The following is a 25,823-nucleotide window of genomic DNA, read 5'->3' as shown; positions in this document are numbered from 1 at the left end:
GGCTCGGGGCTCCTTCAGGACGGAGTCCCAGTGTCCGGGTCATCCGGGTCCGGCGCCGCGTCGGCAAGCTTGCCGTGCGCGGGCGCGATCGACGCGAACCGGACCGCCTCCGGCTCCAGCCGCAGGCTGGACTGGCTGTGCGGGCGCCGGCCCTGGGTCTGGATCAGGTAGGGCGCGGCCAGCGGCGCACCGAGGGCGTCGCGCAGCGCGCGGTTGGTGCGCGCCTTGGCCTGGTCGAAGTACTCATCGCTCATGCCCTCGGCCAGCGCGGTCTCGGCGCGCTCGTAATCGCCCGAGGCGTCGCCGACCAGAGCGGCGTACTCGGCCAGGTAGGCTGCAGCCAGGCCCGGCTCGCGCCAGCTCAGCGCCGGCTCACCCGCCTGGGCGCGGCGGGCGAACAGGCTGTAGAAGGCCAGCGGCGCAGCGGCCAGGGGGATGACCTCGCCGCCGGCCTGCACGCGCTGGTGGGCCAGATCGATGACCAGCGCGGGCGGCTGCAGCGCGCGCTGCGCGGCGGCGATGGTCGCGCCGAAGGTGGCCCCGCCCTGCAGCAGGCGCTCCGGAAGCCCGTCGCGCAGGCGCACGAACGGCACCTCGGCGAGGGTCACGCGTGCATCGCGGGTGTCGGCGAGCCGCTTGTCGTTGGTCTCGATCACGCGCGAATACGGGGTCGGATAGAAGAAGTTCCAGCTCTGCTCGAACGGCGCGCTGACCAGCACATGGCTGAGCCGGTCCTGCGGGCGGCCGAACAGCGAGAGCGCATAGCCGGCGTAGTAGCCCATGGTCTTGCGCCCGCCGGCGAGCGAGACGTGCAGCGCGCAGTCGGGGTCGGCGGTGAGCGCGCGCACGGTCTCGACCAGGCGGTCGGCGACGCAGGCGTTGTCGGCGAGCTCGCGGATGTCGGCGAGCGGCTGCCCGTGCGCATCGCGCAGGATCACGATCTGTTCCGGGCCGAAGGTGATCGGCGGCAGCGCATAGTCCGCGCGCAGGCGGGCGAACCAGCCGGGATCATCGGAGAGCAGGCTCAGGCGCGCGCGCTCGGCCCCCTCGGCGGTGGTGAGCAGCTGGATCTCGGTCGGGACGAAGGCCGGCTCACCGACGACGGCCAGCGCGTAGAGGGTCTCGGTGAGGATCTGCGGCGAGAGCCCGGCCACGGCGAGCAGCACGCGGCGCGGGTAGTGATGGGGAGGCGACGGCCTGCGCCCCTCGCTGTGAGCGCCGTCGCGGGCGCCGGTTCCGGGTTCTGCCATGAGTGGGGGTCTCCTGCTGGGGGGTGATCCGTCGCCGATCCGGCCCCTTCGGTGCGAAGGCTACCGCAGGATGACGACGCCTGTCAGCGATGGCTCGCCGCGGCCTCCCGGCCTCCGGCTCCTTGGCGGCGCCTCCTGCGGCCTGTCGCGACGACGGTCAGCAGGATGCACCGGGTTGCCGTGAGCGGCCGGGCCGGCAGGCTTGCGAGCGCATGGCGTCGCCGGCCGCCTCCCTGCTGTCCCTTCCCTGGCCGCCTGCTCCGGCGGCCGTGACCGACGACAGCGCCGAGCTTCGCCTGATCGCCGGGTGGCGGCCGGGCCGGCAAGCTTGCGGCGCGAGCGCTCAGGGGTCAGGCGATGCCGCGGGTTGGAGCCGATAGCCGCCGAGCCCGAAACTGGTCGCCTTGCCCACATGCAGCCATTGCCCAAGGGTGAGCAGCGGCCAGAGCGCGGTGAGGCCGGGGCCGTGCAGCTGAAGGGTCCCGAGCACGCCGCCGAGCTGCATGCGCGTGCCCTGGCGCGAGGAGTAGCGGGTCCACTCGACCCAGTGCAGCTGCGCGGGCGTGAGCGTGATCCGGTCGATGGCGGCATGCAGCGGCGCGCGTTCGAACGCCGGCGGCCCGTCGCCGTAGAGCTCGGCGAGCAGGGCGATGCGGGTGGAGAGGGTGCCGAGCAGCGCGCGGGCATCGAGGTCGCGGGGGCCGAGGTAGCGCCCCTGGCGCTTGAGGCGCACCGGGGTGTGCAGCGCGAGCCGGACCTGATCGGGAGCCGCGCCCGGCGCCGGGAGCTGGGTCGCGGCGGGCTGCAGGGTGGCGGTCTCGGCGCGGTAGATCGCCTGCCACTGGTCACTGCCGAGCCGCGTCTCCTGCTGCACGGCCACGAGCCGGAAGCGCCCGCCCTGGCGACCGAGCCCCCGCGCGCCAGCGCGCTGCAGGGCATGGATCAGATACGGGGTGAGCGCCCCGGCCGGGCCGATCAGGGTCAGGCCGACGCTGAGCGGCGCGCCGGGCTCGAGGGTGCGCCGACCGGGCGGGCCGGGCTCGAGCACGAACGGGTGCGGCAGCGCGCTGTAGCGCGCGGCCGTCTCCGGCGAGGCGGGCGGTGATTCGAAGAAGGTCGAGTAGGCGCACTGGCTGCGCAGCAGGCACCCGTCGCAGGTCGGCTGGCGGGTGACGCAGACGCTGTGGCGCAGGCTGCGCCCGATCAGCCCGCGCCAGGCCGAGCCGCTGTAGGCCGGCAGGTGGATGGGCTCAAGGGCGTCGCAGTCGAAACGCAGGCGCGTGAGGCGCAGCGCCGGGGCCGGGAGCGGGTTGGCGGGCAGTGAAGCGGTCGTGGGGTCCATGGCGAATGCAGACGAAACGGCACGCGGGTGCCTTGCTGTGTACGCCAGCGCAGCACGAATCGGCACCGGCCGCAAGGTTGCGGACGCGGCGCCGGCGCCAGGGCGACGGCAGTCTGTGCCCCAGATCGCGGCGCCCCTCGGTGCCGCGGTGCTCATCACGCCGCGACCGGCGGCGGTTCATTGCCCGACTGAATCCAGGAGCTGTCCATGACCCGAGGCACGATGCTGATCCCTGCCGCCACCGCCGTGCTCGCGCTCGGCCTGATCGCCGGCTGCGCCACACCGCCGGATAAGGTGTCGGCGAGCTACGTCTCGCCGATGCAGTACGCCGACTACTCCTGCGCGCAGCTCAATGGGGAGCTGCAGCGCGTGCAGCGCCAACTGGTGCAGGTCACCGGCGCGCAGCAGAAGGAGGCCAACAAGGATGCCGTGGCCATGGGCGTCGGGCTGGTGGTGTTCTGGCCGGCGCTGTTCTTCCTCGCCGGCGACGATCAGAAGGAGGAGCTGGCCCGGCTCAAGGGCGAGTACGAGGCGCTGCAGGCGGCGGCGATCCGCAAGGACTGCGGGTTCGCCGAGGCGCTGACAGCGGGCTAGCTAGCCAGAGGACGCCCTGCGCGCCGATGCCCTGCAACCGATCAGGCACACGCTTGCGAGCGCAGTCAGCAGTCAACGCGCTCGGCGATGAGGGCGTTGGTCAACCCGGCCACCCGACTGAGTGCTCATCATTCTTTAAGGCGATTGCCGGAAAAGCTCGTACCGAATTGCGCAGGATGTTCGTTTGCCTTCGAGGAGCGTCGCCGTGAGCATAGCCGGGCTATGTGACCGGCGGCGCGACGAACAAGGCGAGCGAAAAGACCAGCAAGGCGGTATGAGCTTTGACAGAAATCGCCTAAGAGGAGCGCGCCCAACAACTCGATCTGGAAGTCGCCCGCAAGCTCGAGGAGGAGAAGCAGCGCCCGCAGATCAGCCCACACCGGCCGCGCTCAATGCGCACCGGCTGCGCACGCGCGCGGGCAAGGCCCGCTACGCCCAGCGCAAGTCTGCGGTCGAAACCGTCTTCGGCATCATCAAGCACGTGCAAGGGTTCCGGCAGTTTCTGCTGCGTGGCCTGAATGCCGTGCAGGGTGAGTGGGCGTTGGTGTGTGTGGGGCGGAACCTCAAGCGCCTTTTTGCGCTTAAAGCCTAAGAACGGGAGCAGAATCGCGCGTTTTCGTGAAAAATAACAGCCTACTAGTCAACGCTGGACGGGAACAACGGGGCACCCGCCGGTGAAGCGGGTCATCAGCACGAGTGAATCGATGATGTCGGTCAGTCGTACATCGCCGAGCGCGGGTCGCGAAGGTGGCAGCCGATGGCGGAGAAGGTCTGGATGAGGTTAGGATTGGCTCGCGCCAGGCCCGTCACCGGTTCCTCTTTGGCCGCAGCAGTACCCCAAAGGCTGTTCCTCCCAGCGGCTCATGTAACGCGGGGCGCGGTACCCCTGACGGCGTGCTCTGCGCGATGCCGGCTCGGCTCTCAGAAGGGTTGAACCCGATGCAGCAAGAGCTGCCCGTGTTGCTACCGAGTCAGGTGGTGTAACGTCGCCAGGCAGCCCTTCTTGTGCGCAGGGTGAGGGTTTGAATCCATAGTCCATCCTGTCCCCTGCAAGAGGAATTCGCCGGCCATGAACGCCCTTTCCGATTTCAGCGCCCCGGCGCGCGGTCTGATCGTCGCAGCTGCCTTGGCCCTGGTCATCACCGTCCTCAAGACGGCCTCGTCGCTCCTGGCCCCGATCCTTCTGGCTGTGTTCATCGCCATCGTCGTGACCCCAGGGCTGAACTGGATGCGCCGCAAGGGCGTCCCGAAATGGGCCGCCCTAGTTGTGATCGCGTTCGTGCTGCTCGATATCGGCAGCCTGCTGGCGCTGGTCATCTCCGGGGCCGTGGAGGGCTTTCGCGACAGCATCCCAACCTATCAGGAGCGCCTGACCCTGCTTGCGGGTCAGTTCGGGGCCTGGCTCGAAGCAGCCGAGGACTGTGCCCCGACTAATGGTGATTGCGAAGGCATCTGCGGCCCGGGCGGCCGCGACGGCTATGACGACAGCATCGTGCTTCTGCTCGGCATCGACCCCAGCGCGCGGCTGCTTTCGGGCGCACTCGACTCCACCTAAGTCCTGCCCCGTTTCCAGGTGGCGCCATCGACCATATCCTGCTCGCCGGGCCACAAGGCGCCGGCTTCTCAGTGGCGACGACCCCGCCCTTGCAGGCAAACGCTGGAACGGCACCGATCATCGACCAGTCTTGACGCGCTGGAATGGTGACCGCTAGCTGGGCACCACGTTTCAGGGAGCGCCCCGACAACGCCGTCACAACCCCGCGTTACGGCGGCTGAGTTATGGAGATTGCAGCCGCAATCCGATAGTCGCGAAAGACTGCAACGATGTCAGCTAGAGCCTCGGATGCACCCCGACGCTGCCGAGCCCTAGCTCCGCGGCTGAGCATCGAGAGCGGTCCACGCCCGACGCCTGAGCTGATTTCGGTCATCAAAGGATCTATCAGAATAACGGCACATAACGTTCCCATAGCTCGCCGGTTGTCTTTGAGAACTCGTCGGCCAGCTCGCCACGATCGAGGTACTCGTCGCCGCTGTGAAGCTGCTGGAAGCCTTCGACCGTAGCGCGGTCGTCGTCGGCCAGCTCGATGTAGGCCCGGAACGCTACGCGGCATTCATCGATCCCTCGCCCCAACTGTGCGTCGTACCCAAGGTCTGACCATTCGCCGAGATCAGGCAACCCGTCGCTGCCTTGGACGGCCCAGGCCTCGGCGCCTGGCATCGCCGACCGTGTTAGCGGGTTGCCGCGCCGCTGATAAGACAGACGCTGTTCGGATCGGCCTGCTCTACAAATAGCAAGCAATTCAATCATAGTGGGAATGTGTCCAAGATCTAGCCGCGGCGAGGGTGAGATGGCATCCCTTCGACGGAACTGACCATTTGTCCTTTGCTGCTGTCCGTATAGGTGACGGTATCGGATAGCCCTAGCATCCGTTGCCTGAGATCGATTGGTACGGACGCGCAGAGTGTTGCGCTAGGTCGACTGCGAGAGGTTTGCCGTCTTAGACTCCGGGTACTGCTATCAACTCACCGGAGCGAACGATGGTTCCAAACACGAGGCCGAGCCGGTCTGCTCTACTTTTCCTTCTCTGCTGTACTGTACCTCTTGTCCGCGGCGGGACCGATTCTCCAAAGCAACCCATTGATGTCCACTTTTCAGGCCGGGTCGTCGAGGTGGAGGGTGCGTCCTCAGTTCCGGTCGGTACTATCGTAAGCGGCCGATACCGCTTTGACCCGACGACGCAGGATTTTAACCCAGCGGATAGCGCACTCGGGTTGTACGAAGCGGTGCTGGACTTCGAGTTGTCGGTAGGGGATGCAGCCTATCGGGCCGAGACAGGCACCATCGGTGTACTGAACGACAGTACGCGTTTTGGCGGGAAAGTCGACGCTTATACCCTTACCTGCGGACCCCCGCTCGTCGGTCCTGCGATCGACGACCTACCACCGTTTCAGATGGACATGAATCTTGCGGATACCACGGCGTCACTCTTCGACGGCGTCGAGCTACCAAGAAGGGTTAGAGCCGAAGCATTCGATATCCGGGCGCCGGTTCAGGGCCTTCAGACAGGCGGACACCTGTTGCTGCGCGATAGCACGAGCGGCAAGATCAGCGACGTGGGATTCCTCGTTGAGAAGCTGGAGGTCATTCAACCCAAAGACGGCAAAGCGCCTTCGGATTCCGACAACTGACCGCGTCTGCTCTAGGAAGACCAAACATTCTTCATGAGGTTATCTTGATTTTCCTATCACAACTTGCATTAATCGTCGCCGCTTCTTGTTACTGAGCGTCTCTGCAGTCCCGCCACAGGTCGTTGAGAAGGGTATCCTCGACTAACTTGGCGGGCTTTGGTGCCACCGCGCGCACCTCTTCGAAGTACTGCGTTCGCCTTCCGCGGTCGCGTCTCGGGGAAGCTCGCCGCGCTCTTCAAGGTCTGAGTCGTCCAGGGCCAGCAGTCGCTCGAGGGTCGTTAGCAGGTTGTGGGCGTTGTTGGTCAGGGCGTCTATACCGCTCAGGCGTCTCTCAGGTTCAGGCGTTGCTCGATGCGCTCGACGCGCCGCCGTAGGGCGTCGGTCTCGCTCTTGCCGGTATAGACGACGGTGGTTAGTGCGCCGACCTGTTGGCCTAGGGAGTATAGATGCAGCTCGTTCCGGTCTAAGCGCTCGCCGTAATCGGTAAGGGTGCCGCGGATCGCTCGCAAGTTTTGAGCACCAGGTTCTCGGTTTTCGCGGTCCCCTGGGTCAGGCTAGTTGTCGCCTCCGCTTGGGGAGTTTTGTGTAGGCAGAGGCATTCGTGGAGCGGGGGAAGCGACCTCGGGGTGCGCTCACCGCGCGCCGGCACCCGAGTTCCTGAGCTGGAGACTCCCATCGCGACGGCGAGAGAAGCTAGTCCCCCGAGTTCAAAGCCAACCTGCTAGCCACGATGCTGCCGCCGAATGACGTCCCAGTGCCGAAATTCGCGCAGGCTTCGCGCGTTCCCAAGGACACCATTTATTGCTGGCGTGCCAAGGCGCGCACTGACGGCCGCGATCAATCTGATCACGGCCCAGCGTTGTATCGACTGCGAGCGCCCGTATCCGCCAGCACCAACAATAGCGAGTGCGGACGGACAGCGCATCGCCCCGCCCTGCTCCAGCCATTGGGCGGACCTCTGCGTCCGGCGGTGGTCTGGCGTCTGCCTGAGAGCAGGCCACGGAACCGGAAGCGATCCACGATCGCCTGCCCAGCGTCTGCACCTCGAGCCTACTGTATCGGGCGGAGAAACTGCGTGTGTTCGACGTGGCCCGCGATTCCGCCAAAGTGCAGATCAATCCGCAGCCCACAGCCTTCGACGAACTTTCAGCCATTGCGCCACGCGGCGCCGCTCGGGCAGTGCTGCCGCCGCTGCTAAATTCGGGCTGTGGTCGATGCGCCCCGATCGCGACTTGGTCGATACCACTTCCCCTAGCTTGGTGACAGGCGCGAAAGCACAAAGCAGTACCTGAAAGCTGAGCGTGCGCCTGCTACCGTTTAGCGAAAAGGATCGAGCCGCCAAACACTTGACCGATCTTGCTGCGGGGTCTCCCGGGCAGCGTCTTTCCTCTTCTGGGGTGCCACTACCCCTGCATGCTCGTTATCGCGGCTTCGCCAACGAAGCAGAGCGTTATTGCGTTCACAGAACTTGGGCAGCGGCGGATCTCTCATAAAGCAGTTTGCGGCCAAACACGGACCTAAAGTTAGTTGCCGCTATAGCGCGGTCTTCTTGCAGTCGAGAACAGCGGCTCAGCCCAGCGCCTGGGTCAGGTAGTGTTGAGAGCGGCCAGCTTTCTAAGCCGTTACTCCAGACGGCTGAATAAGAAATACATAACTATTGCAGTGCCCAGCCCGGCGCCGGCGGACCAGAACAGCCCCCCGGAATGCCATCCGAGGAATGCGGCCAAACCGCCTAGTAGCAGCCCCATGATGCTACCGCTCAGCCAGTTAGGCAGTAGCTGGAGGATGTATTGGAGGCCGTAGGTCCCAGCGAAAAAAAACAGCCACCATCCCCACCAAGGCACCGGAAGCCACTCGGCTTCGGCAGCGATCAACATTGGTACGCCCGTACAGACGGCCAAGATCAATAGTGGCAGATTAGACGATTCCGATGGGCCGCCATAAGCTACCTGATTCCTTCGTCGCTCGGCATCTCGCTCGTTTGAGCCGAGCACGTAACCCAACCCTCCATCACTAAACGATGTACCCGGCATCCCGTTACGCGCAGCAGCGCGGTCTTTCTCATCAATCACTCCGTCCCTCCTATTGTTGCTTCAGGGTTTATAACTTCGTTCAATATCGGTTTTTCTTGATCGCGATCGCTATCTGGCGTTACCGACGTCGTCCTCCAGAACAACCGCTACAGAGCGACCTTTGGCAGTGGCCTCATGATACGACCAAGGCCGACCGCAGGTTAATTCGATCACAATCATAAAGGCGGTGCCTCTATACGAGCAATGGAGATTGAGATCACGATACTAGCGTCGCTGCCTGACATCGAGCTGGAAGACCGGTCTGGGTCGGGTCCAGCCCTTTGACTGTGGTGCACGGCCGGGTCTCAGCGGCACCCGAGAGCCAGCGTTCAGAGTGTTAGCACCGACGCGCTGCTACGCGGGTACTGCGCCGATCCGGTCTGAGGCCATCGATTCGCGGGCTTGTGCAAACCCGGATTGTAGAGACGCCGACGAGCGTCGCGACTGGTCATTAAGACCACGCCTTACGCACCGCCCCCTCGGACCAGTCAATGGTCAGTGCGAGAGCCCGAACAAGCACGTAGGCGTCAGCAGGTCTCATCTCCCGAACGATGACGCCCCCGATTATCGAGCCCCCGCTTATCCACCGCGCCTGTGGATAACCTTGTGCATTGCGTCCCGGGCGGGCTCAAACACGCCATTTTTCGTCATGGTTCCGTCACCTAACGGTCAGTTCGGTCATCCTTTTCAGCGTCAAGTGTTTTCAGCGCTAGTGACCTTGATCGAGCCAACCGATGCGGTGGTGTTGCTGGAGCGCGTCCACGCCGAGATCCAGGAGCGTCCGACCGATGACGCCGGTTCATGGCTCATGGTGGGCTTTAGAGTCGGAGTGGCTGACGACAACAGCGAAGGCTCGGTTGATCCCAAGGCGTCCGACAAAGGTGTTGCTGCTCACCACCGAGAGGGCAAAACTCTTTATTTTGCAGATAGTTACTAGGCTCTCGCCGGAGAAACTTTTCCTCCCCTGGCAAACCACCGCTAGTACATTGAAACGGAAGCCATTTCTGAGGCGGCGCAACACCTTTGTCGGACGGCTTGGGTTGATCCCTGGCTCCAGCGTGCTAACGCCATTCTTTACCGAAGCAAGCGAGGCGAGGTGGTGATCGGACTGGCCAGTGCTGGGCGGCGAGTCGCACCCTAGGGCGAAGCCCGTGCGTCCCGATTGCGCCCCCAGCACTTCCTGTTATGCGGACCACGCCGGAGTTGATCGCAGCTTAATGGGAACAATCATTGCTCAAACCCACTGCTGCTGAACTTTAGACATCCCCGATGCTAGAGAAGACGCCGACTTCCGCGACCACCAGACCACCGAAGGACCTGCCGGATGTCCACGCCGACCTCACACAGCGTGTCGTGATTGACACGGCCGGCATGGACTGGGAGCCGAGCCCGAGCGGAACGGTATGGCGGAAGCCGCTGTACCGAACCGGCGGCGAGTTCGGACCCGTAACGAGCCTGGTCCGATACGCGGCGGAGCGTTCTGCGAGCATTCACATTCCGAGGGCGGGGAGATCCTGGTGCTCGACGGGGTGTTTTCCGACGAGCACGGCGAGTATCCGACCGCAACCTTTTTGATGAACCCGGACGGCAGCCGCCACTCCCCGCGCTCCGAGTGCGGCTGCACCCTTCTGGTCCGCCTGCGTCAGTCCCCGGGGAGCGATCGCCCTCGGCTCTTCGAGGACACCCTCATACCACAGCGCTGACGTCCCGGCTTGGTCGAGGTGCTTAGCGTCAGGCCGCTCTACAGCCAGTCGGCGCATCCGGAGAACGTCACGCTGGTGCGCTGGGCGCCTGGCACACGCTGTCAGGCGCATACACATTGGGGTGGCGAGGAGATCTTCGTTCTCGAGGGCGAGCTCGAAGACGAGCATGGGCGCTATCCTCGGGGCACCTGGCTCCGGAGTCCGCATGGCAGCCGTCATCAGCCGTTCTCTGAGACGGGCTGCCTGATCTATGTCCGTGTCGATGGGTTGGCCGAGTAACCAGACAATGCCGTGCACGCGCATCGGCGCGGCAAGGTTCAGCAGCCCCTCGGGCGCAGCTCCGGCGGTATCAGAGCGGTCAGATGGAGCGAGCGCTAGTCTCAACGCTCTAGTCAACGCTGGACGGGAACAACGGGGCACCCGCCGGTGAAGCGGGTCATCAGCACGAGTGAATCGATGATGTCGGTCAGTCGTACATCGCCGAGCGCGGGTCGCGAAGGTGGCAGCCGATGGCGGAGAAGGTCTGGATGAGGTTAGGATTAGCTCGCGCCATGCCCGTCACCGGTTCCTCTTTGGCCGCAGCAGTACCCCAAAGGCTGTTCCTCCCAGCGGCTCATGTAACGCGGGGCACGGTACCCCTGACGGCGTGCTCTGCGCGATGCCGGCTCGGCTCTCAGAAGGGTTGAACCCGATGCAGCAAGAGCTGCCCGGGTTGCTACCGAGTCAGGTGGTGTAACGTCGCCAGGCAGCCCTTCTTGTGCGCAGGGTGAGGGTTTGAATCCATAGTCCATCCTGTCCCCTGCAAGAGGAATCCGCCGGCCATGAACGCCCTTTCCGATTTCAGCGCCCCGGCGCGCGGTCTGATCGTCGCAGCTGCCTTGGCCCTGGTCATCACCGTCCTCAAGACGGCCTCGTCGCTCCTGGCTCCGATCCTGCTGGCTGTGTTCATCGCCATCGTCGTGACCCCAGGGCTGAACTGGATGCGCCGCAAGGGCGTCCCGAAATGGGCCGCCCTAGTCGTGATCGCGTTCGTGCTGCTCGATATCGGCAGCCTGCTGGCGCTGGTCATCTCCGGGGCCGTGGAGGGCTTTCGCGACAGCATCCCAACCTATCAGGAGCGCCTGACCCTGCTTGCGGGTCAGTTCGGGGCCTGGCTGGAGGCGGCTGGCATGGATCACTCGGGCGATGCGGTGCCAAACCTGCTCGACCCGAGCAAGCTCATGGCGGGCGTGCGCCTGTTGTTGTCGAACGCCAGCGGCATCTTCGCCACCGGTTTGCTGGTGCTGCTGACGGTGATCTTCATTCTGCTCGAGGCCCCAACGCTTTGGGCCAAGCTGCATGCAGCCTTCGCCCTGAGCCAGGACGGCGAGGAGCGTATCCGCCGACTGTTCGGCTCGATCAACCGCTACATGCAGATCAAGGCCGCGACCAGCTTTGCCACGGGCGTCTGTGCCTATATCCTTCTCTGGTTCCTAGGGATCGACTTCGCGATCTTCTGGGCCATCCTGGCATTCTTCCTGAACTTCATCCCAGTGGTGGGCAACATCGTCATGATGATCCCGCCGGCGCTGCTGGCATTGGTTCAGGCCGACCTGTCGACGGCGCTGATGGTCATCATCGGCTATCTGGTCATCAACACCGCCATCGGCAATATCATCGAGCCCCGTATCATGGGTAAGGGACTCGGCATCTCGACCCTGGCGGTGTTCCTTGCCCTGTTGTTCTGGGGCTGGCTGTTCGGAGGCGTCGGGATGTTCCTTGCGGTCCCGCTGACGGTGACCCTTGTGATCGCATTGGATGCGAGCGCGACCACCCGTCCAATCGCCATCCTGCTCGGACCAGAGGTCGAGAAGATGCCCCCTCCCGAGCAGGTCAACCAATCGGTGCTGGATGCCGTCGCATTGGACGAATCAACAGAGCACACTGACTAGCCCCAGCAACCCGGCGCAAGCGAGGACGCGCTACCGAGCACGAAGGTGCGTCCCTCGTGGCTGCTGGCGAGGCACAGCGAGGCGGAATGGGTGTTCCTTTCCAACCAGGTGTAACGAAGCCAGGGGCCGCGCGGGGCGTGCACTCGGGATGTCGCGCCCTGCACCCGACAGGGAAGCTCAGATGTGGGTTGTCATTCTCAGTCAAACAGACACTTGCCTTTGCTGTAGAGCGTTCAACTGCTCTTTCTAGGTTTAACGATGCGCACAGAAAGGACGTCTCGGAAGGGTGTCGACCGCCGCCGTACGGCAGCGGCGTTTCTGGTCCTGCTGATATCCATCCTCTCCCCGCCTGGCAGCGGCACTGCGCTTGCGCAGCCGGCTGCCCAATCCACGCCGCCCAGCCTGACGCAGCATCCAAGCAGCGCGCAGAAGATTGACGCGCGAGCACACCGAATCGCAAAGTCGATCGCAGCCGATATCGAGCGCGTGGAGCCTTATCTCGAGCGCTACGGCTACTGGGCGGTGTTCGCGGCGGTCGGGATCGAAGGCATCGGCATCCCTGCGCCCGGTCAAACGCTGTTGGAAGCAGGCGCGCTGGTCGCCGCTGTTCCCAATAGCAGGCTGAATATCGTATTGCTGGTGTTTGTCACCATCCTGGCGACCTCGCTCGGTCAAACCATCGGTTACCTGATCGGCCGATTAGGCGGGCGCGCAGTGCTGAATCGCATGCCGATACCAGCGCATAGCCTTGAGAAGATCGAGCGGGGCTTTAATCGGCATGGGGGCTGGTTGGTGTTTTTTGGTCGCTTCGTCGATGGCCCGCGCCAACTGATCGGACTCTTCTCCGGCATCCTCGCGATGCACTGGGGCCGCTTCATGCTCCTCAACCTCAGTGGCGCCGTCCTATGGGCGAGCTTCTGGGCGCTCGGCGTCTATTATCTCGACCTGCACCTCGATGCTATCGTCACCGCACTGCGTCACCTCAACCCCTGGATCGCTGGGCTAACGGCGGTCGGCCTGATCGCATTGCTCGTCTTTGCGCTGATCGCCGTGGTTCGCCGGCGGGGCCAGGGCAAACCCGACATCTAAGGCGATTGCCGGAAAAGCTCGTACCGAATTGCGCAGGATTTTCGTTTGCCTTCGAGGAGCGTCGCCGGGAGCATAGCCGGGCTATGTGACCGGCGGCGCGACGAAGAAGGCGAGCGAAAAGACCAGCAAGGCGGTATAAGCTTTGACAGAAATCGCCTAAGCACCGGGTCTGCACTTTCCGTTGGTGCGTCAAGCCCTGGGCCGAGACCCCGCGCTCGGCAGCTCGGTGACGATCACCGCCCTAACCGATTCCGGTGGGTTTTTCATCTTCCTCGGGCCGGCAACGCTGTTTCTGTTGTCGACGCATCGCGCTGGTCTGATCGGAATCAACCGAAGGTGTTCAAGAAGAACGGGATGATCAGCGCGTTGGTCAGATCAATGAAGAAGGCCGAGACCAAGGGCACGATTCGGCCAGAAACAGGATTCCGATCAACAGACCTCAAGAATCAGCACCCAATAGTATCCGTGCCAGGGCATCGGTGCTAGTAAAATCAACGTTAGGCGAAGCCAAGCCTTCGCGCATGAATGGCGCCAGCACCAAGATGACCGCTAGGCCCTCTCCTAGCGTCAGCTGAGCCAATGCGATGTGCCGACATCATTCGTCCGCGACAGCTCCCTGTTCGAACATATCAGGCCGCAATACCAAGCGCGACTCGGGCCGGATCAATGTTTGCCGTTCAGCCACCCAACCATTGGTGGCATGCTTTTCGACGCTATCCCTCCCGTCCATACGACTTCTTCTCATGCCCGGTTCCCAACCAGTGCTGCGCCACCTTCCGATCGATGCCGCGCTCGGCATCATGCGGAAACGCAGTGCCGTTGCCGACGCTGTCATCGTTCAAAACGGCGACCGTCTCACGAAAAGGTGGCGCGGCGGGAAGATGATCACCCGTTGGGGGGCGAGTGGGCGGGTTCGTCAGCAGTCTCGAATACGAGATCGATGATGACAGCGCACCCGCTGAGAACGCCAAGACCTCCGACGAGACCCTGCGGCTGAAGACTTGGTTACGAGTGGTGAACGATGCCTTGTGGCCGACCGCTGCGTTTCAACATGCAGAGCGCAGCGGTCGGATCAAGTCCAGCGCGACCCCATCAACCTGCGGCCGAGCCCGCCTCATTGCCCACCGTCAGGGCCGGACCGCGACGCAGGATCAGCTCCTGCGTCGGATACGCAAAGGAGACGCCCGCCTGCTCGAAGCGGCGGTGGATGCCGAGATTGATCCCCTGCTGGATGTCCATGTAGAGGGTGTAGTCTGGGCTCAGTACGTAGTAGACGATCTCAAAGATTAGCGCGAAGTCGCCGTACTCGACGAAATGGGCGCGATCGAACCGTGCATTCGGCTGCTCCTCGACCGCCTCACGGAGCATTCCAGGAATCCGCTCTAACAGCTCGCGCGGCGTCTGATAGACGACGCCGATCCGAAACGCAATGCGGCGTTCCCGGAAATGCTTGTAGTTGTGGATGCGACTATTGAGCAGATCGCTATTCGATGTGACCACCTGCTCGCCTGAGAGACTGCGGATGCGGGTGGTCTTGACCCCGATATGCTCGATCGTGCCGAGGGTTTCACCGGCCTTGACGAAGTCACCGACGCGAAACGGCTTATCGAGGATGATCGCCATCGAGCTGAAGACATCGCCCAGGATGTTCTGTACCGCGAACGCGATCGCCAAGCTGCCGACGCCGAGCGCGCCGACCAGCCCTGCGACCGGGTACTTGAAGTAGGCCAACAGCGAGACGACGACCGTGATCCAAATGCCGACACGGAGGAAGAAGGTCAGCAGGCCGTAACCGGTCACCGTGGACGGATCACGCATCTCCTGGCGGGTGCGCCGACGGTTGAAGTAATCGACCATTGCCGCGTTCGCCCAGATCCCGAGCTGGGCATAAAAGGCGATCACCAGCGCGGTCCAGAGCCAGCTCTGGACCGTCGGGCTAGCGAGCCCGGAGACGGTCATCGCGACATAGAAGGCCGCAATCAGGACGAAGAGCTGGTTGGTATTTCCAGCGACGGCCGACAGCGCCAGACGCAGATCGCCATAGTTCGCGGTCGGGCTCCTGGCCCTGCGCCGATTCAGGGCGCGGCGCGCTCCCACCCGAATCAATGAAACGGCGAACAACACCACGATGAACATCACCAGTGCCGTCGCCAGCTCGCGCGCGCGGATGCTCTGATCGTCGATCACGATCAGCTCGGCGTCCCACCAGTTTGCCAAGGCCTCTTGGGCCTGCAGTAGCTGTAGCGACAGGGTCTGCTCCTGCACCATGGGCTCGAGCTGACTGCGCATCCCTTCCAGCAATGCGATGAGCTGGTCCTGGGTTTCGAGCAGCTCGCGGCCATAGCGTTCGGCGAGGTCTTGCGCCCTGCTGCGCACGGCCATGGCTTCGCGTATCCCCTCGCTGAGAGTCGAATCGCGCAGGCGCCGGGTTTGCGCGAGCTGGATCGCGCGCAGTGAGTTGAGCCGTTGCTCGAGATCGTCCTTCTCGGCGCGGGCAGTCGCGGCGCTCGTGATAACCTGCTGCAGCAACGCGGCTAGATCCACCGCATCCGGTTGGCTCATGATCTGATAGCGCTGCTCCCAGAGCACGCGTATCTGCGTCAGGTTCGCGATCGCGGCTAGAAGGGAATCGACGCTGGAGCGTGCCGCCTGCAGCTCCGCCTGGCGCGTCTGAACCCATTCCTCCAAGGTCGCATGATCAGCATCGGGGCCGGCCTCCTCGAGGTTCTGTCGCGCCTGATAGAGCGCCGCCTCTGCCTGATCGCCCGTCAGCTCCAGCGCCTTGATCTGCGCCTGCATGGCCTCCTCAGCCACATTCAGCTCCTCGAGCCGCTGCTCCAGCGCGTCGCGCGGCAGCTCGACGCGATCCTCGAGGAAACGGATGCGTGTCTGAAGCAGCGCTTGTTCGGCTTCGGCGAGGCTGTCCTCGCTGCGTGCCTTCTCGAGGGCGCTCTCGGCCGCAGCCAATTGCTGGCGAGCAAGCAGCTCATTGAGACGGGCCAGCTCCAATGCCTGGTCCCGCACCTCAAGCTGGGCCGCAGAGAGGTCCTCGTTCGCACTCAAGCGGTCGCGTGACGCTCGCCGCTCGCGCACGGCACTGGCGAGGCCCCTCTCAGCCGCTTCCCTGCGCCGCATGGCGGTCTCGATCCGGGTCTCGGCGACCTCTTCCAACGCCTTGTCCAAGGCCAGCTTTGCCCTCGCCTGATCCAACAACGAGACCAGATAGGGAGGCTCCAGGGCCACACCTTCACGCTCAACCGTCTCGAGCCGATCACGCTGCGAGGCAAGCTCTGTATTGATCTCACGGATACGCCCCGCGAGCGTCGCCCGACGTTGGACCGTGACCCGCAGCTCTTGCAGCACCGCGATCTGCTGTGCAAGCGTCGATGCGGCGGCTTCCAGTGCCTGTCGGTCTTGATCGGTCTCGGCTGTCTCGAGGGTGGCGGCATCCGGACTCGCAGCGGCCTCCGGCTCTGCATCCGCGTTGGTCTTGGCCTCGGGCTCAGCACCTTTTTCAGCACCTTCTTCAGCACCGGCCTTACCTTCGGAACCCTCCATTACATCGCTCTGCTCCCCGACGTTGGCAGCAGCGGCTTCGAGCGCCGCCTGCCTGTCGGCAACCGCCGCCTCAGCCGCCTCTCGCGCAGCCTGCTTCTCGGCGATCCGCGCATCGATCAGCTCGAGCGCCGCCTGGAACTGATCTTCCGTCTGCATCGGTTGAGGCAGTTCAGGGAGCCCGACTAAAGCGGGATCGAACGGCGTGCCTCGGGGTTCCTCAGGGCTCGACTCGTTCTGCGTTGGCTCGGGCTGGTTGGGAACAGCGCTCGTACTGGCCGTCTGTTCCGATGCAGCTGCATCGCTGTCGCCGACCTCCGACCCCGAAGCGGCATCCGGTTGCGCCAGCGCACTCAGCGGCAGCAGCAGAAGCAAGAGACCGACGCGCGTGACCGCACAGAACCAGGGGGATGCCATGATTACAACGAGGATTCCAGAGGTTGGAGGCAGGAGACGGAGCGGGCGAGAGGGCAAGAAACTTGCCCTGAGAGCAGCGGTTCCAGTCTATCGCTCTGTTGAAAGGCGTCGCAACCGGGGTAGGTCGGTGGCAGGCTAACCGCCGCACTGCTCAAAACAACCTCGAAAGCGCGACTGGCTATTTCGCGAGATCAGCCTCTTGCCTCGGCCACGGCGGCCGATCGATCGTCCGTGATGCGCTGAGGTGCGCTGAACGGGCTCGAACGACCGAAGACTCGACACGGCAGAGGCTCGATCAGCGGAGCAGTCCGCGAGCCAGCCGGATGCTCGCAGGCTGCACGGTGCAGCACCGCCCCGGACGATGAATCGCCGGGGGCTTCAGCGGTTTCGGGTCAATCAGTCAAGGTCAACCGCAGGCGCCAGTGCATTGGACCGCAACCTCCGCACAGTTCAGCCGCCGCATCTGCTCCGGCACGAGCGACAGCGAGCCACTGTCGGAATGGACCAGCGTGGCCCCATTGCACTGCCGGCGCGCCGGGCCGATGCTCACCGGGGTCAGCCACTCGACCCGCGAGCAATCGGCGTTGCCAGTGCCGAAGCGCACTCGGGTCGCATAGCTGCCACAGCGCAGCCGAGGATGCGTGACCTCTGTGCGCAGCGACCAGGCACCTGCGGGGGCAAGCGAGACGCGAATGCGTGGTGCCTCGAATAGGCGGTCAGCGCCTTGCGACGCAACTGTTGGACGCGCAGGCAGTGCTGTCTGACGCACCAGACGCTCGCCTTGAGTCGCTTCGGACTCGTCGACCGGGGATGCAGCACAACCAGCGATTAGCGCAACCGCCACCGGCAACAGCAGAAGCAGGTGGGGATGGCCTAGGCCATTGAAGCACCTCAAGCCGGCCCCTCCTGTGCCTGCGCCTCGAGAAACTCGCGCAGTGTGTCTTCACGATCCTTCTCGAGCGAGGTCTGCAGCACCTTGCCCTTGCCGCGGAAGCTCGAAAGACCCTCTAGGACCTTATCCGCCGTCACCTTGCGCACCAGGATGAAGACCGCTGCGCAGCCCGGTTTGAAGTTTTGCGCCAGCCCTTTCATGAACTCGTCGTTGATACCGATATCGCTGAAGCGCCCCGACAGCGCACCGGCCCCTGCGCCAATCGCAGCACCGAGCAGCGGATTCAGGAACAAGATCCCGATCAGCATTCCCCAGAACCCACCGCCCACGGCACCGGCGCTGGTGAGATTCACCGCCTGATGCAGTTTAACCTTGCCTTTCTCGTCGCGTGTTGCGACGACGATGTCCTCGATATCGATCAGATAGGCCTTTTGCATCTTGGCTAGCTCCGCACGCAGCTCGAAAGCGAGCTCCTGCTCTTGAAACGCAACCGCAATCAAATCGCTCATTGTACTCTCCCATTACATTTCTATGCTGTGAGACAAGACTTGGTGACCGACGCGTCCATCGCACAAAGGGATTCGGCTTTGGCGCAATAGGCCGACCGCGGTCGGACAGTATCAGTCGGCTGGCCACCCAGCAACTGGTTTTCGCAGCGCGAGCTCGAACGTGTCGCATCGGCGAAGAAAAAGGTCGTGACAGCTAGAAAGCGGTTGTCGCATAGCGACCGGAGATGCCGCGTTGCGATCCGCATGAACGAACGAGATCGCCGACCTTGCCGATGCATTTGCAAGCGATCAACCTGCCATGAGACATGACGGATCATTTCGCCCCCATGCGATATCGTCGAGCCAAGATCAAGCATCAAGCCACGAGATCCAGAAATGGCGCCCCTGCTCTATTTCGTCGCTTCCAGGCGTCACATCGCTAACCTAGAAACGGCAGCTGACCGCTTTCCCGTACGACTAAGAAAACGCCCCCTGACGTCCGTTCAACTGCCGTTTCTAGGTTGCAACGCAAGTGAATTGGTTCGACACCAGGAACGCCGATCACGGATCTTGAACACCTGTCCAGGCCTCGAGCTGCTCCATGATCGGCTCGATCGCCGGCGGCGTCGGATCATCGACGAACAGCCGGCGCAGCATGGTGCGGTGGGCGCCGTTGACGATGACGGGGTCCGGCGCACCCTCGAGACGGAGCGATTCGACGCTGACCGCACCGTCGCCGAGCCCCTCGCCGAGATCGTTGAACCAGGCGTGCAGCTCCTCGCGCAGCGGCTCGGAGCCGACCTCGGCCGCTGCGGCATCGAGGCTCGCGATCAGCCGTTTCGGCGGCTCGATCAAGCGCGCGCCAATGATCGCGCGCGGCACCGATTCGGGCCAAGGGCGCGCATTCAATGCCTCCAGGAAATCGCTGCCGGGGCGCAGGTCGATCTTGGCCTCGCCGAGCCCATCGCGCAGACCGGCGAACAGCGAGAAGCGTCGGCGCTGGGCGTCTTCGAAATGCTCGCGTAGCTCGAGCCAGATCCTGAGCCGCGCCCAGGCGGACCCCTGATTCGGGGTGCCGACCATGATCACGCCGCCGACTGGGGCGCCCGCTACCCGCGCCGGCTTGCCCACCGGCTGCCGCCAGCCGGTCACGAATTCTCGCGCCACCAGGCCGCCCATGCTGTGGCCGATCAGGATCACTGGGCGGTCGTCAGGGAGTGCACCCCACTGCTCGGCGAGGAAGCCCGCGCTGCGATCGATGCCCTGATCGTTCGGATAGCGCAGTTCCCAGACCTCGAAGCCGGCTGCGGCAGCAACCGGCGCCAGGTCGTCCCAGATGATGCCCGGCTCGTCCAGCCCATGGATCAACAGCACACGCGGGCGCGCTTCCTGGTCACGGATCAGGGGTTCAGTGGTGCTCAGCTCATCCGTGTTGTCAGCGGAGTCCATCGCATCCTTGGGGGTGCCAATGGGCGCGGCGGGGCTTGGCTCAGCGGCTTGGCGCAGACGCAGCCCGTGGCCATCTCCAGCCGGGCTCATCAGCTCGGGGAACCAATCGTCGAGCCGGTCATGGACCAGCGTGCGCAATGCGCGCTCGTCGCTTGGGTTCAGCTCGGCCCAGCCGGTCCAGACGCCGACCAGCACAAGGATGGCGCCAGCCGCTTGGAGAAAACGCCGGCGCAGGGGCCGGCCCGGGCGAGAGCCCGAACCGGCTGCTGAGTCTTGTCTCGGCTCGAGGCCGTCAGCCGAACGAGGGCCAGGGTGATACCCGGAGGATCGTTCCGGGGCTCGACCTGCTGCAGAGGTCCCAGAGCGATCCGACGATAGACGCGACGGCATACGTCCCGCGGCTCAGTCCTCGAGCGACTCGTAGGTGTGGGTCGTGCGAAACAGCAGCCAGAGGCCGAAGATGGTCGCCAACACCTCAGCGGCCAGCACCAGCACCAACGCCATCAGGCTGGCGAAATCCACCGCCGAGACCCAGGACCCACCCATTGAGGTCGGCGTGGTCTGGATGGTCGGCACACCACCCTGCGGGGCGGCCAGGAAGTAGAACAGTAGCTGAGAGACCTCGATCAGCATCACCAGCATCGAGAACACGATTCCCAGGCTGCTGGCAATGAGGCCGGTCCAAACCGTGCGCGTCACATTGCCCTCGCTTGGGCGCGTCGCCGGGTCAGCGATCTTGCGTCCGACCCCCGGATAGCGCGAGAACCAGAACACCACGAAGACCAGCAGCAGCAGGTTGATGGCGGTCAGGTAGCTGACGATCGGCAAGCCATGGCGCGGACCGGTCAAACTGCCGGAGAAGGTGAACACATAGAGCATCAAGATGACCGGGAAGGCGCCCATGACGACCTGGACCCAGAATCCGACACGGCCGGTGCGCTGGAAGGTCTTGGCAAGACCATCGACCTTCGAGCCGTGAAGATCATTGACGAGTTTATTCAGCATGGTTGACCTCATTCGCCCAGGGCGACTGATTGAAAAAGAAGTAAGCGATCAAATCCCAGCGGTCGAATCCCAGCGGTCGAATCCCAGCGGTCGAATCCCACCGGTCGAACACCAACAGTCAAATCAACGCGATCAAGCCTCAAACGCCACACGATTCACTCGGCCTCGATCCTCTTTTGCCGCACAGATGACCGAAACCCAAAACCCTAATCACGGAATGGATAAGCATAGCCCCCTGATGGACCTGGGGCAACGCGATCGGAGCGCGACACCTTTCAGGGTCGAACGCTTCCGAGCGTGCTGCCGACCAGACCACCTCCGATCAGCCCTGCGACGGTGTCGACGCGGTCTCGGCTTTGACGCTTGTGCCGGTCTCGTTTGCACCCTCGGCGCCCTTGACCCGCTCGCGCAGCGTCTGGACGAGCACATAGAGCGGCGGTATCACGATGATGCCGAATACCGTCGCTGCGATCATGCCGCCGAGCACCACGACGCCGAGCGAGACCTGACTCGCGGCGCCGGCGCCGGTCGCCAGCACCAGCGGCAGCATGCCCAAGATGAAGCTGAACGCGGTCATCAGCACCGCGCGGAAGCGGATGCGCGCGGCGTCGGCCGCCGCCTGCTGGATCGGCAAGCCCTCCTCGCGCAGTTGCTTGGCGAACTCGACGATCAGGATCGCGTTCTTACTCGCCAGACCGATCAGCATGACCAGCCCGATCTGGGTATAGACATTGTTGTCGAGTCCCACCGCCCAGGTCGCTGCCAGGCCCCCAACCGCGGCAATCACCACCGACAGGATGACCGAGGTCGGCACCGTCCAGCTCTCGTACTGGGCGACCAGGAACAGGTAGACGAACAACAGCGCCAGCGCCAGCACGATCGCCGCCTCGCCCCCGGCCTGGACCTCCTGGAAGGTGGTCCCGCTCCAGTCGATCGCGAAGCCGTCCGGCAGATCATTGCGCTCGATCTGGCGCAACGCCTCAATGCCCTCGCCAGTGCTGCCGACCGGCGTGACGTTGACGCTGGCCGCGCGGAACATGTTGAAGCGCCGCGTGCTCTCCGGCCCCAGCACCGGCTCCACGCTGACCAGCGAGGCCAGCGGCACCATCTGCCCGCGGGCATTGCGCACATGCAGCTTGGCGATGTTCTCAGGGCTCATCCGAAACGGCGCGTCGGCCTGCAGGAAGACGCGGAAGGTGCGGCCGAAGAGATTGAAGTCGTTGACGTAGAGCGAGCCGAGATTCGCCTGCAAGGTTAGGAACAGATCCGAGACCCGCACCCCCATGGCCTCGGCGCGCTGGCGGTCGATATCTAGGAACAGCTGTGGCGTGCGCGCGCTGAAGGTCGAAAAGGCGCGCTGGATCTCAGGATTGCCGTTGGTGTTGATGATGAAGCCCTGCAGGGCCCCCGCCAGCTCTTCCGGTGAGCGCCCGGTCAGATCGAGCAGCTCCATCTCGATGCCGCCGGCGGTGCCAAGCCCCTGGATCGGCGGCGCCGCGAAGGCAAACACCGTCGCCTGCGGGATCGAGAGCAACTGTGGCTGCACCCGCGCCAGCACCGCGTCAGCGCTATTCTCAGGCGCCGGGCGCTCATCCCAATCCTTCAGGATCGCGATCGCCAGACCACCGCTCGAGCGCACCCCAGCCAGCAGACTGAAACCGGCGACGGTGAGCACGTGATCAACCTCCTCCTGCGCCGCTAGCGTCTGCTGGACCTGATCCAGCACCGCCCCGGTGCGATCGACCGACGAGGCGTCGGGCAGCGAGACATCGATGAAGAAGTAGCCGGTGTCCTCGCTGGGGATGAAGCCGGTCGGCACCTTGTTGAACAGCCAGCCGGCACCGACGCCGCTGGCGATGATCACCAACAGCGCGATGATGGAGCGCTTGCCGAGGCTCGTGACCAGTGCGGTGTAGCCCTTGCGCGTCCGGTCGAGCGCGTTGTTGAACCAGCGCAGCGGTCCACGCGGCGCGCGCGACGGACGCAGCAACAGGCCGCAGAGCGCCGGACTGAGGGTCAAGGCGACCAAGGACGAGAGCGTCACTGCCACCGAGATGGTCACCGCGAACTGCAGGTAGAGCTGACCGGTGATGCCGGGCAGGAAGGCGGTCGGCACGAACACCGCGTAGAGCACCAAGGTCGTAGCAATGATCGGCCCGCTCACCTGGACCATCGCGCGCTTGGCGGCCTCCTTAGCGTTGAGACCCTCGTCATCGATCAGGCGCTGGGTGTTCTCGACCACGACGATCGCATCGTCGACGACGATGCCGATGGCGAGGATGATCGCGAACATCGACACTGTATTGATCGACAGCCCGGCGGCGAGCAGGATCGCGAAGGCGCCGATGATCGAGACCGGGATCGCCAGCACCGGCACCAGGGTCGAGCGCCAGTCACCGAGGAACAGATAGGTCACCAGGATGACCAGCCCCAGCGCCTGGAACAGCGTGATGACCACGTTGCGCATGCTGATGCGCACGAAGTCGGTGGTGTCGTAGTAGATCGCGTATTCCAGATCATCTGGAAAGCGCTCGGCGAGCTGATCGAGCGTCTTGTAGACCTGATCGGCGGTCTCGAGCGCGTTGGCTCCGGGCGAGAGATAGATGCCGAGTGCGGCGGTGGGGGCCCCATCGATCCAGGCATTGGCGTCGTAGGTCTGGGCGCCGAGCTCGATGCGCGCGACATCACCGAGGCGGATCGTTGAGCCGTCTGGGTTGGAGCGGACCAGGATCTCCTCGAACTCCGAGACCTCGGTCAGCCGCCCTTGCGCCTGCAGGCTGTAGGTAAAGGCGCGGCCCTCATTGCCCGGCGGCGCGCCGAGCCGGCCGACGGCGGCCTGCAGGTTCTGGCGGCGGATGGCATCCACGACCTCGGCCTCGCTGACACCGAGCGCCGTCATCACCTGTGGGTCGAGCCAGATGCGCATCGCATAATCGAGCGGCCCGAACTGGCTCGCCTCGCCAACACCCGGGATACGCGCCAAGGCATCGCGGATATTGATCTCCATGTAGTTGGAGAGGAACAACCGGTCATAGGAGCGGTTCGGCGACAACAGGTTGATGGTCAGCAGCATATTGGTCGACTGCTTACGCACCGAGACGCCCTGCTGGACCACCTCAGCGGGCAGCGTCGGCGTGGCGAGCGCGACCCGGTTCTGCACGTTGACCGCGGCGATGTCCGGATCGGTGCCGAGCGCGAAGGTCACATCGAGCCGGTAGCTGCCAGTGTTGTCGCTGGTCGAGGTCATATACAACATGTCGTCGACGCCGTTGACCTCGGCCTCGATCGGCGCCGCGACGGTCTCGGCAACGACCTCGGCATTGGCGCCGGGGTAACGGCCCTGTACCGAGACCTGTGGCGGCACGATGTCCGGGAATTGCGCGACTGGCAGGACCTGAATGGCGATGGTGCCGGTGATGATGATCACCAGCGAGATCACCATCGCGAAGCGGGCGCGATTGATGAAGAAGGCGGAGAACATCGCGCTCAGCCCTCGTCGTACAGGGTTGCCGGGCTCGGCTGCACCCGCATGCCGGGGCGCGCCTTCTGCACGCCCTCGACGATCACATGCTGACCGACCTGCAGCCCAGAGGTGACGACCCAGTCGGTATCGACCCGCGCGCCCAGCTCGACGCGCGCGAGCTGGACCTCATTATCGGCAGTGACCACCAGCACCAGACGCCCGGCCTGGTCTTGCTGCACCGCGATCTGCGGCACCACCATCGCCATCTCGGGTTGGGCCGCCTTCGCCACCACGGTCACGAACTGCCCCGGCAACAGCACCTCGCTCGCATTATCGAAGCTGGCGCGCACCCGCACCGTGTCGGTGGTCTGGTCGACCTCGGGGTCGAAGAACTCGAACCGACCCGGTTCTTCGAGCATCGAATCGTCGGCCAGGCGGACGTAGGGCAGGAACTCGGCGTCTTCGCGCATCCGCCGCACCGCGAGCATGGTGCGATCATTGACCGGGATGTTGACGAAGACCGGGTCGATGCGCACCAGCCGCGCTAAAGAACCCGAGTCGGGGCCGACCACCGCACCTTCGGCGAAGGAGACGCGACCGATGCGACCGTCGAACGGAGCATGGATCTCGGTATAGCTGAGCTCGATCTCGGCGCGTTGCAGCGCCGCTTGCGCCGCATCACGCGCGGCCCGGGCCTCTTGCTCGGCGGCCACCGCGGCATCGAGCTGAGCCCGAGTCGCACCGCCGCGCTCAATCAGGGGCTCGATCCGCTCGCGCTGCAGCCGCGCATTGGTCAGCGTCGCGGTGGCGCGCTCGACATCAGCGCGACGCGCGACCACATTGGCCTCGAACGGCTCGCGCTCGATGCGGAACAGCAGATCGCCGGCCTCGACCCGCGCGCCCTCCTCGAAGCTGCGCTCGGTGAGGAAGCCGTTGACCCGCGCGACCAGGTCAACGGCGTCGATCGCCTCGACTCGGCCGACGAACTCCATCTGCGGTGTGATCTCGCGCTCGACCACGGGCGCAACGCCAACCGCCGGCGGTGGCGGAGGCGCACTGGTAACGGCTGGTTGATCGCCAAGCTCGCAGGCGACCAGCCCGATCGCACTCGACAGGATCGCGCTCGACAGAAAGAAGAGACCCAGGATTCGCCGCATGAGGACTCCGTGATGATTCGGTGAAGTAGATGAACGAAAACGCGAAGCGCGCGAGCTGGCAGCAAGACGAGACTTGGTCAACACCCACTTAGAACGCGCCTGAGTGAGACGCGTCGATGACGAGAGAATCCCGGATATCAAGACCATCGCTTTAACGGCGCTTGAGCCGAGGCCTGATTGATCCACAGAACAGTACTCGATCCCGAGTCGATCTGCTCGATGAATTG

At 64.2% G+C, this 25,823-nt stretch carries 19 protein-coding genes and 3 pseudogenes; 10 read left to right on the top strand and 12 right to left on the bottom strand.

Annotation, left to right across the window (positions count from 1 at the left end):
- Window positions 1-14: 14 nt before the first annotated feature.
- Together csm6 and cas6 are read right to left on the bottom strand one after the other, a co-directional pair.
- Complete coding sequence (gene csm6, locus CKO40_RS07345) at window positions 15-1,250, bottom strand: CRISPR-associated ring nuclease Csm6 (RefSeq protein WP_200345550.1); 1,236 nt, start codon at window positions 1,248-1,250, stop codon at window positions 15-17.
- Between the two features lie 343 nt (window positions 1,251-1,593).
- The gene (cas6, locus tag CKO40_RS07340) at window positions 1,594-2,592 is read right to left on the bottom strand and encodes a CRISPR system precrRNA processing endoribonuclease RAMP protein Cas6 (RefSeq protein WP_200345549.1); all 999 of its coding nucleotides are present in this window, start codon (window positions 2,590-2,592) and stop codon (window positions 1,594-1,596) included.
- Between the two features lie 207 nt (window positions 2,593-2,799).
- On the opposite strand from cas6, the gene CKO40_RS07335 reads away from it, so the two are divergent.
- The 3 genes and pseudogenes from CKO40_RS07335 to CKO40_RS07325 all read left to right on the top strand — a co-directional run bounded on the left by CKO40_RS07335 (window position 2,800) and on the right by CKO40_RS07325 (window position 4,741).
- Window positions 2,800-3,186, top strand: coding sequence for a hypothetical protein (locus CKO40_RS07335; protein ID WP_207173472.1), 387 nt, complete (start codon window positions 2,800-2,802; stop codon window positions 3,184-3,186).
- Between the two features lie 397 nt (window positions 3,187-3,583).
- Window positions 3,584-3,778, top strand: a pseudogene (locus CKO40_RS24240) (transposase); the annotation flags it as partial.
- Between the two features lie 477 nt (window positions 3,779-4,255).
- Window positions 4,256-4,741 (top strand): AI-2E family transporter, encoded by a 486-nt coding sequence (locus tag CKO40_RS07325; RefSeq protein ID WP_200345546.1) that lies wholly within the window; start codon window positions 4,256-4,258, stop codon window positions 4,739-4,741.
- A gap of 384 nt (window positions 4,742-5,125) precedes the next feature.
- Here the strand turns inward: CKO40_RS07325 and CKO40_RS07320 are convergent, their stop codons facing one another.
- Window positions 5,126-5,404 (bottom strand): hypothetical protein, encoded by a 279-nt coding sequence (locus tag CKO40_RS07320; RefSeq protein WP_200345545.1) that lies wholly within the window; start codon window positions 5,402-5,404, stop codon window positions 5,126-5,128.
- 554 nt (window positions 5,405-5,958) lie between these two features.
- On the opposite strand from CKO40_RS07320, the gene CKO40_RS07315 reads away from it, so the two are divergent.
- The gene (locus CKO40_RS07315) at window positions 5,959-6,375 is read left to right on the top strand and encodes a hypothetical protein (RefSeq protein WP_200345544.1); all 417 of its coding nucleotides are present in this window, start codon (window positions 5,959-5,961) and stop codon (window positions 6,373-6,375) included.
- A gap of 320 nt (window positions 6,376-6,695) precedes the next feature.
- Here the strand turns inward: CKO40_RS07315 and CKO40_RS07310 are convergent, their stop codons facing one another.
- Both CKO40_RS07310 and CKO40_RS07305 read right to left on the bottom strand, forming a co-directional pair.
- On the bottom strand, window positions 6,696-6,884 hold the full coding sequence (locus CKO40_RS07310; RefSeq protein ID WP_242476891.1) for a hypothetical protein: 189 nt from the start codon (window positions 6,882-6,884) through the stop codon (window positions 6,696-6,698).
- A 1,113-nt stretch (window positions 6,885-7,997) separates the two neighbouring features.
- Window positions 7,998-8,447, bottom strand: coding sequence for a hypothetical protein (locus CKO40_RS07305; RefSeq protein WP_200345543.1), 450 nt, complete (start codon window positions 8,445-8,447; stop codon window positions 7,998-8,000).
- A 718-nt stretch (window positions 8,448-9,165) separates the two neighbouring features.
- Here CKO40_RS07305 and CKO40_RS07300 point away from each other — a divergent pair.
- The 6 genes and pseudogenes from CKO40_RS07300 to CKO40_RS25300 form a co-directional block, all read left to right on the top strand.
- Entirely contained in the window at window positions 9,166-9,384 is a 219-nt protein-coding gene (locus tag CKO40_RS07300; protein WP_200345542.1) for a hypothetical protein, read from the top strand.
- 332 nt (window positions 9,385-9,716) lie between these two features.
- Window positions 9,717-10,150, top strand: a pseudogene (locus CKO40_RS24235) (cupin domain-containing protein).
- A gap of 18 nt (window positions 10,151-10,168) precedes the next feature.
- Window positions 10,169-10,429 (top strand): cupin domain-containing protein, encoded by a 261-nt coding sequence (locus CKO40_RS24230; RefSeq protein WP_420827371.1) that lies wholly within the window; start codon window positions 10,169-10,171, stop codon window positions 10,427-10,429.
- A 542-nt stretch (window positions 10,430-10,971) separates the two neighbouring features.
- Window positions 10,972-12,081, top strand: a complete 1,110-nt coding sequence (locus CKO40_RS07290) for an AI-2E family transporter (protein WP_200345541.1) — start codon at window positions 10,972-10,974, stop codon at window positions 12,079-12,081.
- Between the two features lie 486 nt (window positions 12,082-12,567).
- A complete protein-coding gene (locus CKO40_RS07285; protein WP_338074140.1) occupies window positions 12,568-13,170 on the top strand; it encodes a DedA family protein in 603 nt (200 codons plus the stop codon).
- Window positions 13,171-13,336: 166 nt separating this feature from the next.
- A pseudogene (locus tag CKO40_RS25300) lies at window positions 13,337-13,528 on the top strand (hypothetical protein); the annotation flags it as partial.
- Window positions 13,529-14,262: 734 nt separating this feature from the next.
- Here CKO40_RS25300 and CKO40_RS07280 read toward each other — a convergent pair.
- From CKO40_RS07280 to CKO40_RS07250, 7 genes are all read right to left on the bottom strand, one after another.
- Window positions 14,263-17,142 carry a mechanosensitive ion channel domain-containing protein gene (locus CKO40_RS07280; RefSeq protein ID WP_200345539.1) on the bottom strand — a complete coding sequence of 960 codons (2,880 nt, stop codon included), beginning with the start codon at window positions 17,140-17,142 and terminating at the stop codon, window positions 14,263-14,265.
- 406 nt (window positions 17,143-17,548) lie between these two features.
- On the bottom strand, window positions 17,549-18,037 hold the full coding sequence (locus tag CKO40_RS07275) for a hypothetical protein (protein WP_200345538.1): 489 nt from the start codon (window positions 18,035-18,037) through the stop codon (window positions 17,549-17,551).
- On the bottom strand, window positions 18,034-18,543 hold the full coding sequence (locus tag CKO40_RS07270) for a DUF1269 domain-containing protein (RefSeq protein ID WP_200345537.1): 510 nt from the start codon (window positions 18,541-18,543) through the stop codon (window positions 18,034-18,036). Before CKO40_RS07270 ends, CKO40_RS07275 begins: the two co-directional genes overlap by 4 nt.
- 540 nt (window positions 18,544-19,083) lie before the next feature.
- Window positions 19,084-20,166: an esterase/lipase family protein gene (locus tag CKO40_RS07265; protein WP_338074139.1), complete on the bottom strand. Its 1,083-nt coding sequence runs from the start codon at window positions 20,164-20,166 to the stop codon at window positions 19,084-19,086.
- A 207-nt stretch (window positions 20,167-20,373) separates the two neighbouring features.
- Complete coding sequence (locus tag CKO40_RS07260) at window positions 20,374-20,976, bottom strand: DUF3611 family protein (protein WP_200345535.1); 603 nt, start codon at window positions 20,974-20,976, stop codon at window positions 20,374-20,376.
- A 322-nt stretch (window positions 20,977-21,298) separates the two neighbouring features.
- Window positions 21,299-24,457 carry an efflux RND transporter permease subunit gene (locus tag CKO40_RS07255; RefSeq protein ID WP_200345534.1) on the bottom strand — a complete coding sequence of 1,053 codons (3,159 nt, stop codon included), beginning with the start codon at window positions 24,455-24,457 and terminating at the stop codon, window positions 21,299-21,301.
- A 5-nt stretch (window positions 24,458-24,462) separates the two neighbouring features.
- Complete coding sequence (locus CKO40_RS07250; protein WP_200345533.1) at window positions 24,463-25,596, bottom strand: efflux RND transporter periplasmic adaptor subunit; 1,134 nt, start codon at window positions 25,594-25,596, stop codon at window positions 24,463-24,465.
- Window positions 25,597-25,823 lie beyond the last annotated feature (227 nt).

The organism is Halochromatium glycolicum, assembly GCF_016584085.1.
Taxonomy (GTDB): Bacteria; Pseudomonadota; Gammaproteobacteria; order Chromatiales; family Chromatiaceae; genus Lamprobacter; species Lamprobacter glycolicus.
This window is presented reverse-complemented; position numbering and strand designations above follow the sequence as displayed.

Excerpts from the sequence above, each read along its gene's own strand:
- csm6 (WP_200345550.1), bottom strand. The coding sequence starts at position 1,250 with ATGGCAGAACCCGGAACCGGCGCCCGCGACGGCGCTCACAGCGAGGGG.
- cas6 (WP_200345549.1), bottom strand. The coding sequence starts at position 2,592 with ATGGACCCCACGACCGCTTCACTGCCCGCCAACCCGCTCCCGGCCCCG.
- CKO40_RS07335 (WP_207173472.1), top strand. The coding sequence starts at position 2,800 with ATGACCCGAGGCACGATGCTGATCCCTGCCGCCACCGCCGTGCTCGCG.
- CKO40_RS07325 (WP_200345546.1), top strand. The coding sequence starts at position 4,256 with ATGAACGCCCTTTCCGATTTCAGCGCCCCGGCGCGCGGTCTGATCGTC.
- CKO40_RS07320 (WP_200345545.1), bottom strand. The coding sequence starts at position 5,404 with ATGCCAGGCGCCGAGGCCTGGGCCGTCCAAGGCAGCGACGGGTTGCCT.
- CKO40_RS07290 (WP_200345541.1), top strand. The coding sequence starts at position 10,972 with ATGAACGCCCTTTCCGATTTCAGCGCCCCGGCGCGCGGTCTGATCGTC.
- CKO40_RS07280 (WP_200345539.1), bottom strand. The coding sequence starts at position 17,142 with ATGGCATCCCCCTGGTTCTGTGCGGTCACGCGCGTCGGTCTCTTGCTT.
- CKO40_RS07270 (WP_200345537.1), bottom strand. The coding sequence starts at position 18,543 with ATGAGCGATTTGATTGCGGTTGCGTTTCAAGAGCAGGAGCTCGCTTTC.
- CKO40_RS07260 (WP_200345535.1), bottom strand. The coding sequence starts at position 20,976 with ATGCTGAATAAACTCGTCAATGATCTTCACGGCTCGAAGGTCGATGGT.
- CKO40_RS07255 (WP_200345534.1), bottom strand. The coding sequence starts at position 24,457 with ATGTTCTCCGCCTTCTTCATCAATCGCGCCCGCTTCGCGATGGTGATC.
- CKO40_RS07250 (WP_200345533.1), bottom strand. The coding sequence starts at position 25,596 with ATGCGGCGAATCCTGGGTCTCTTCTTTCTGTCGAGCGCGATCCTGTCG.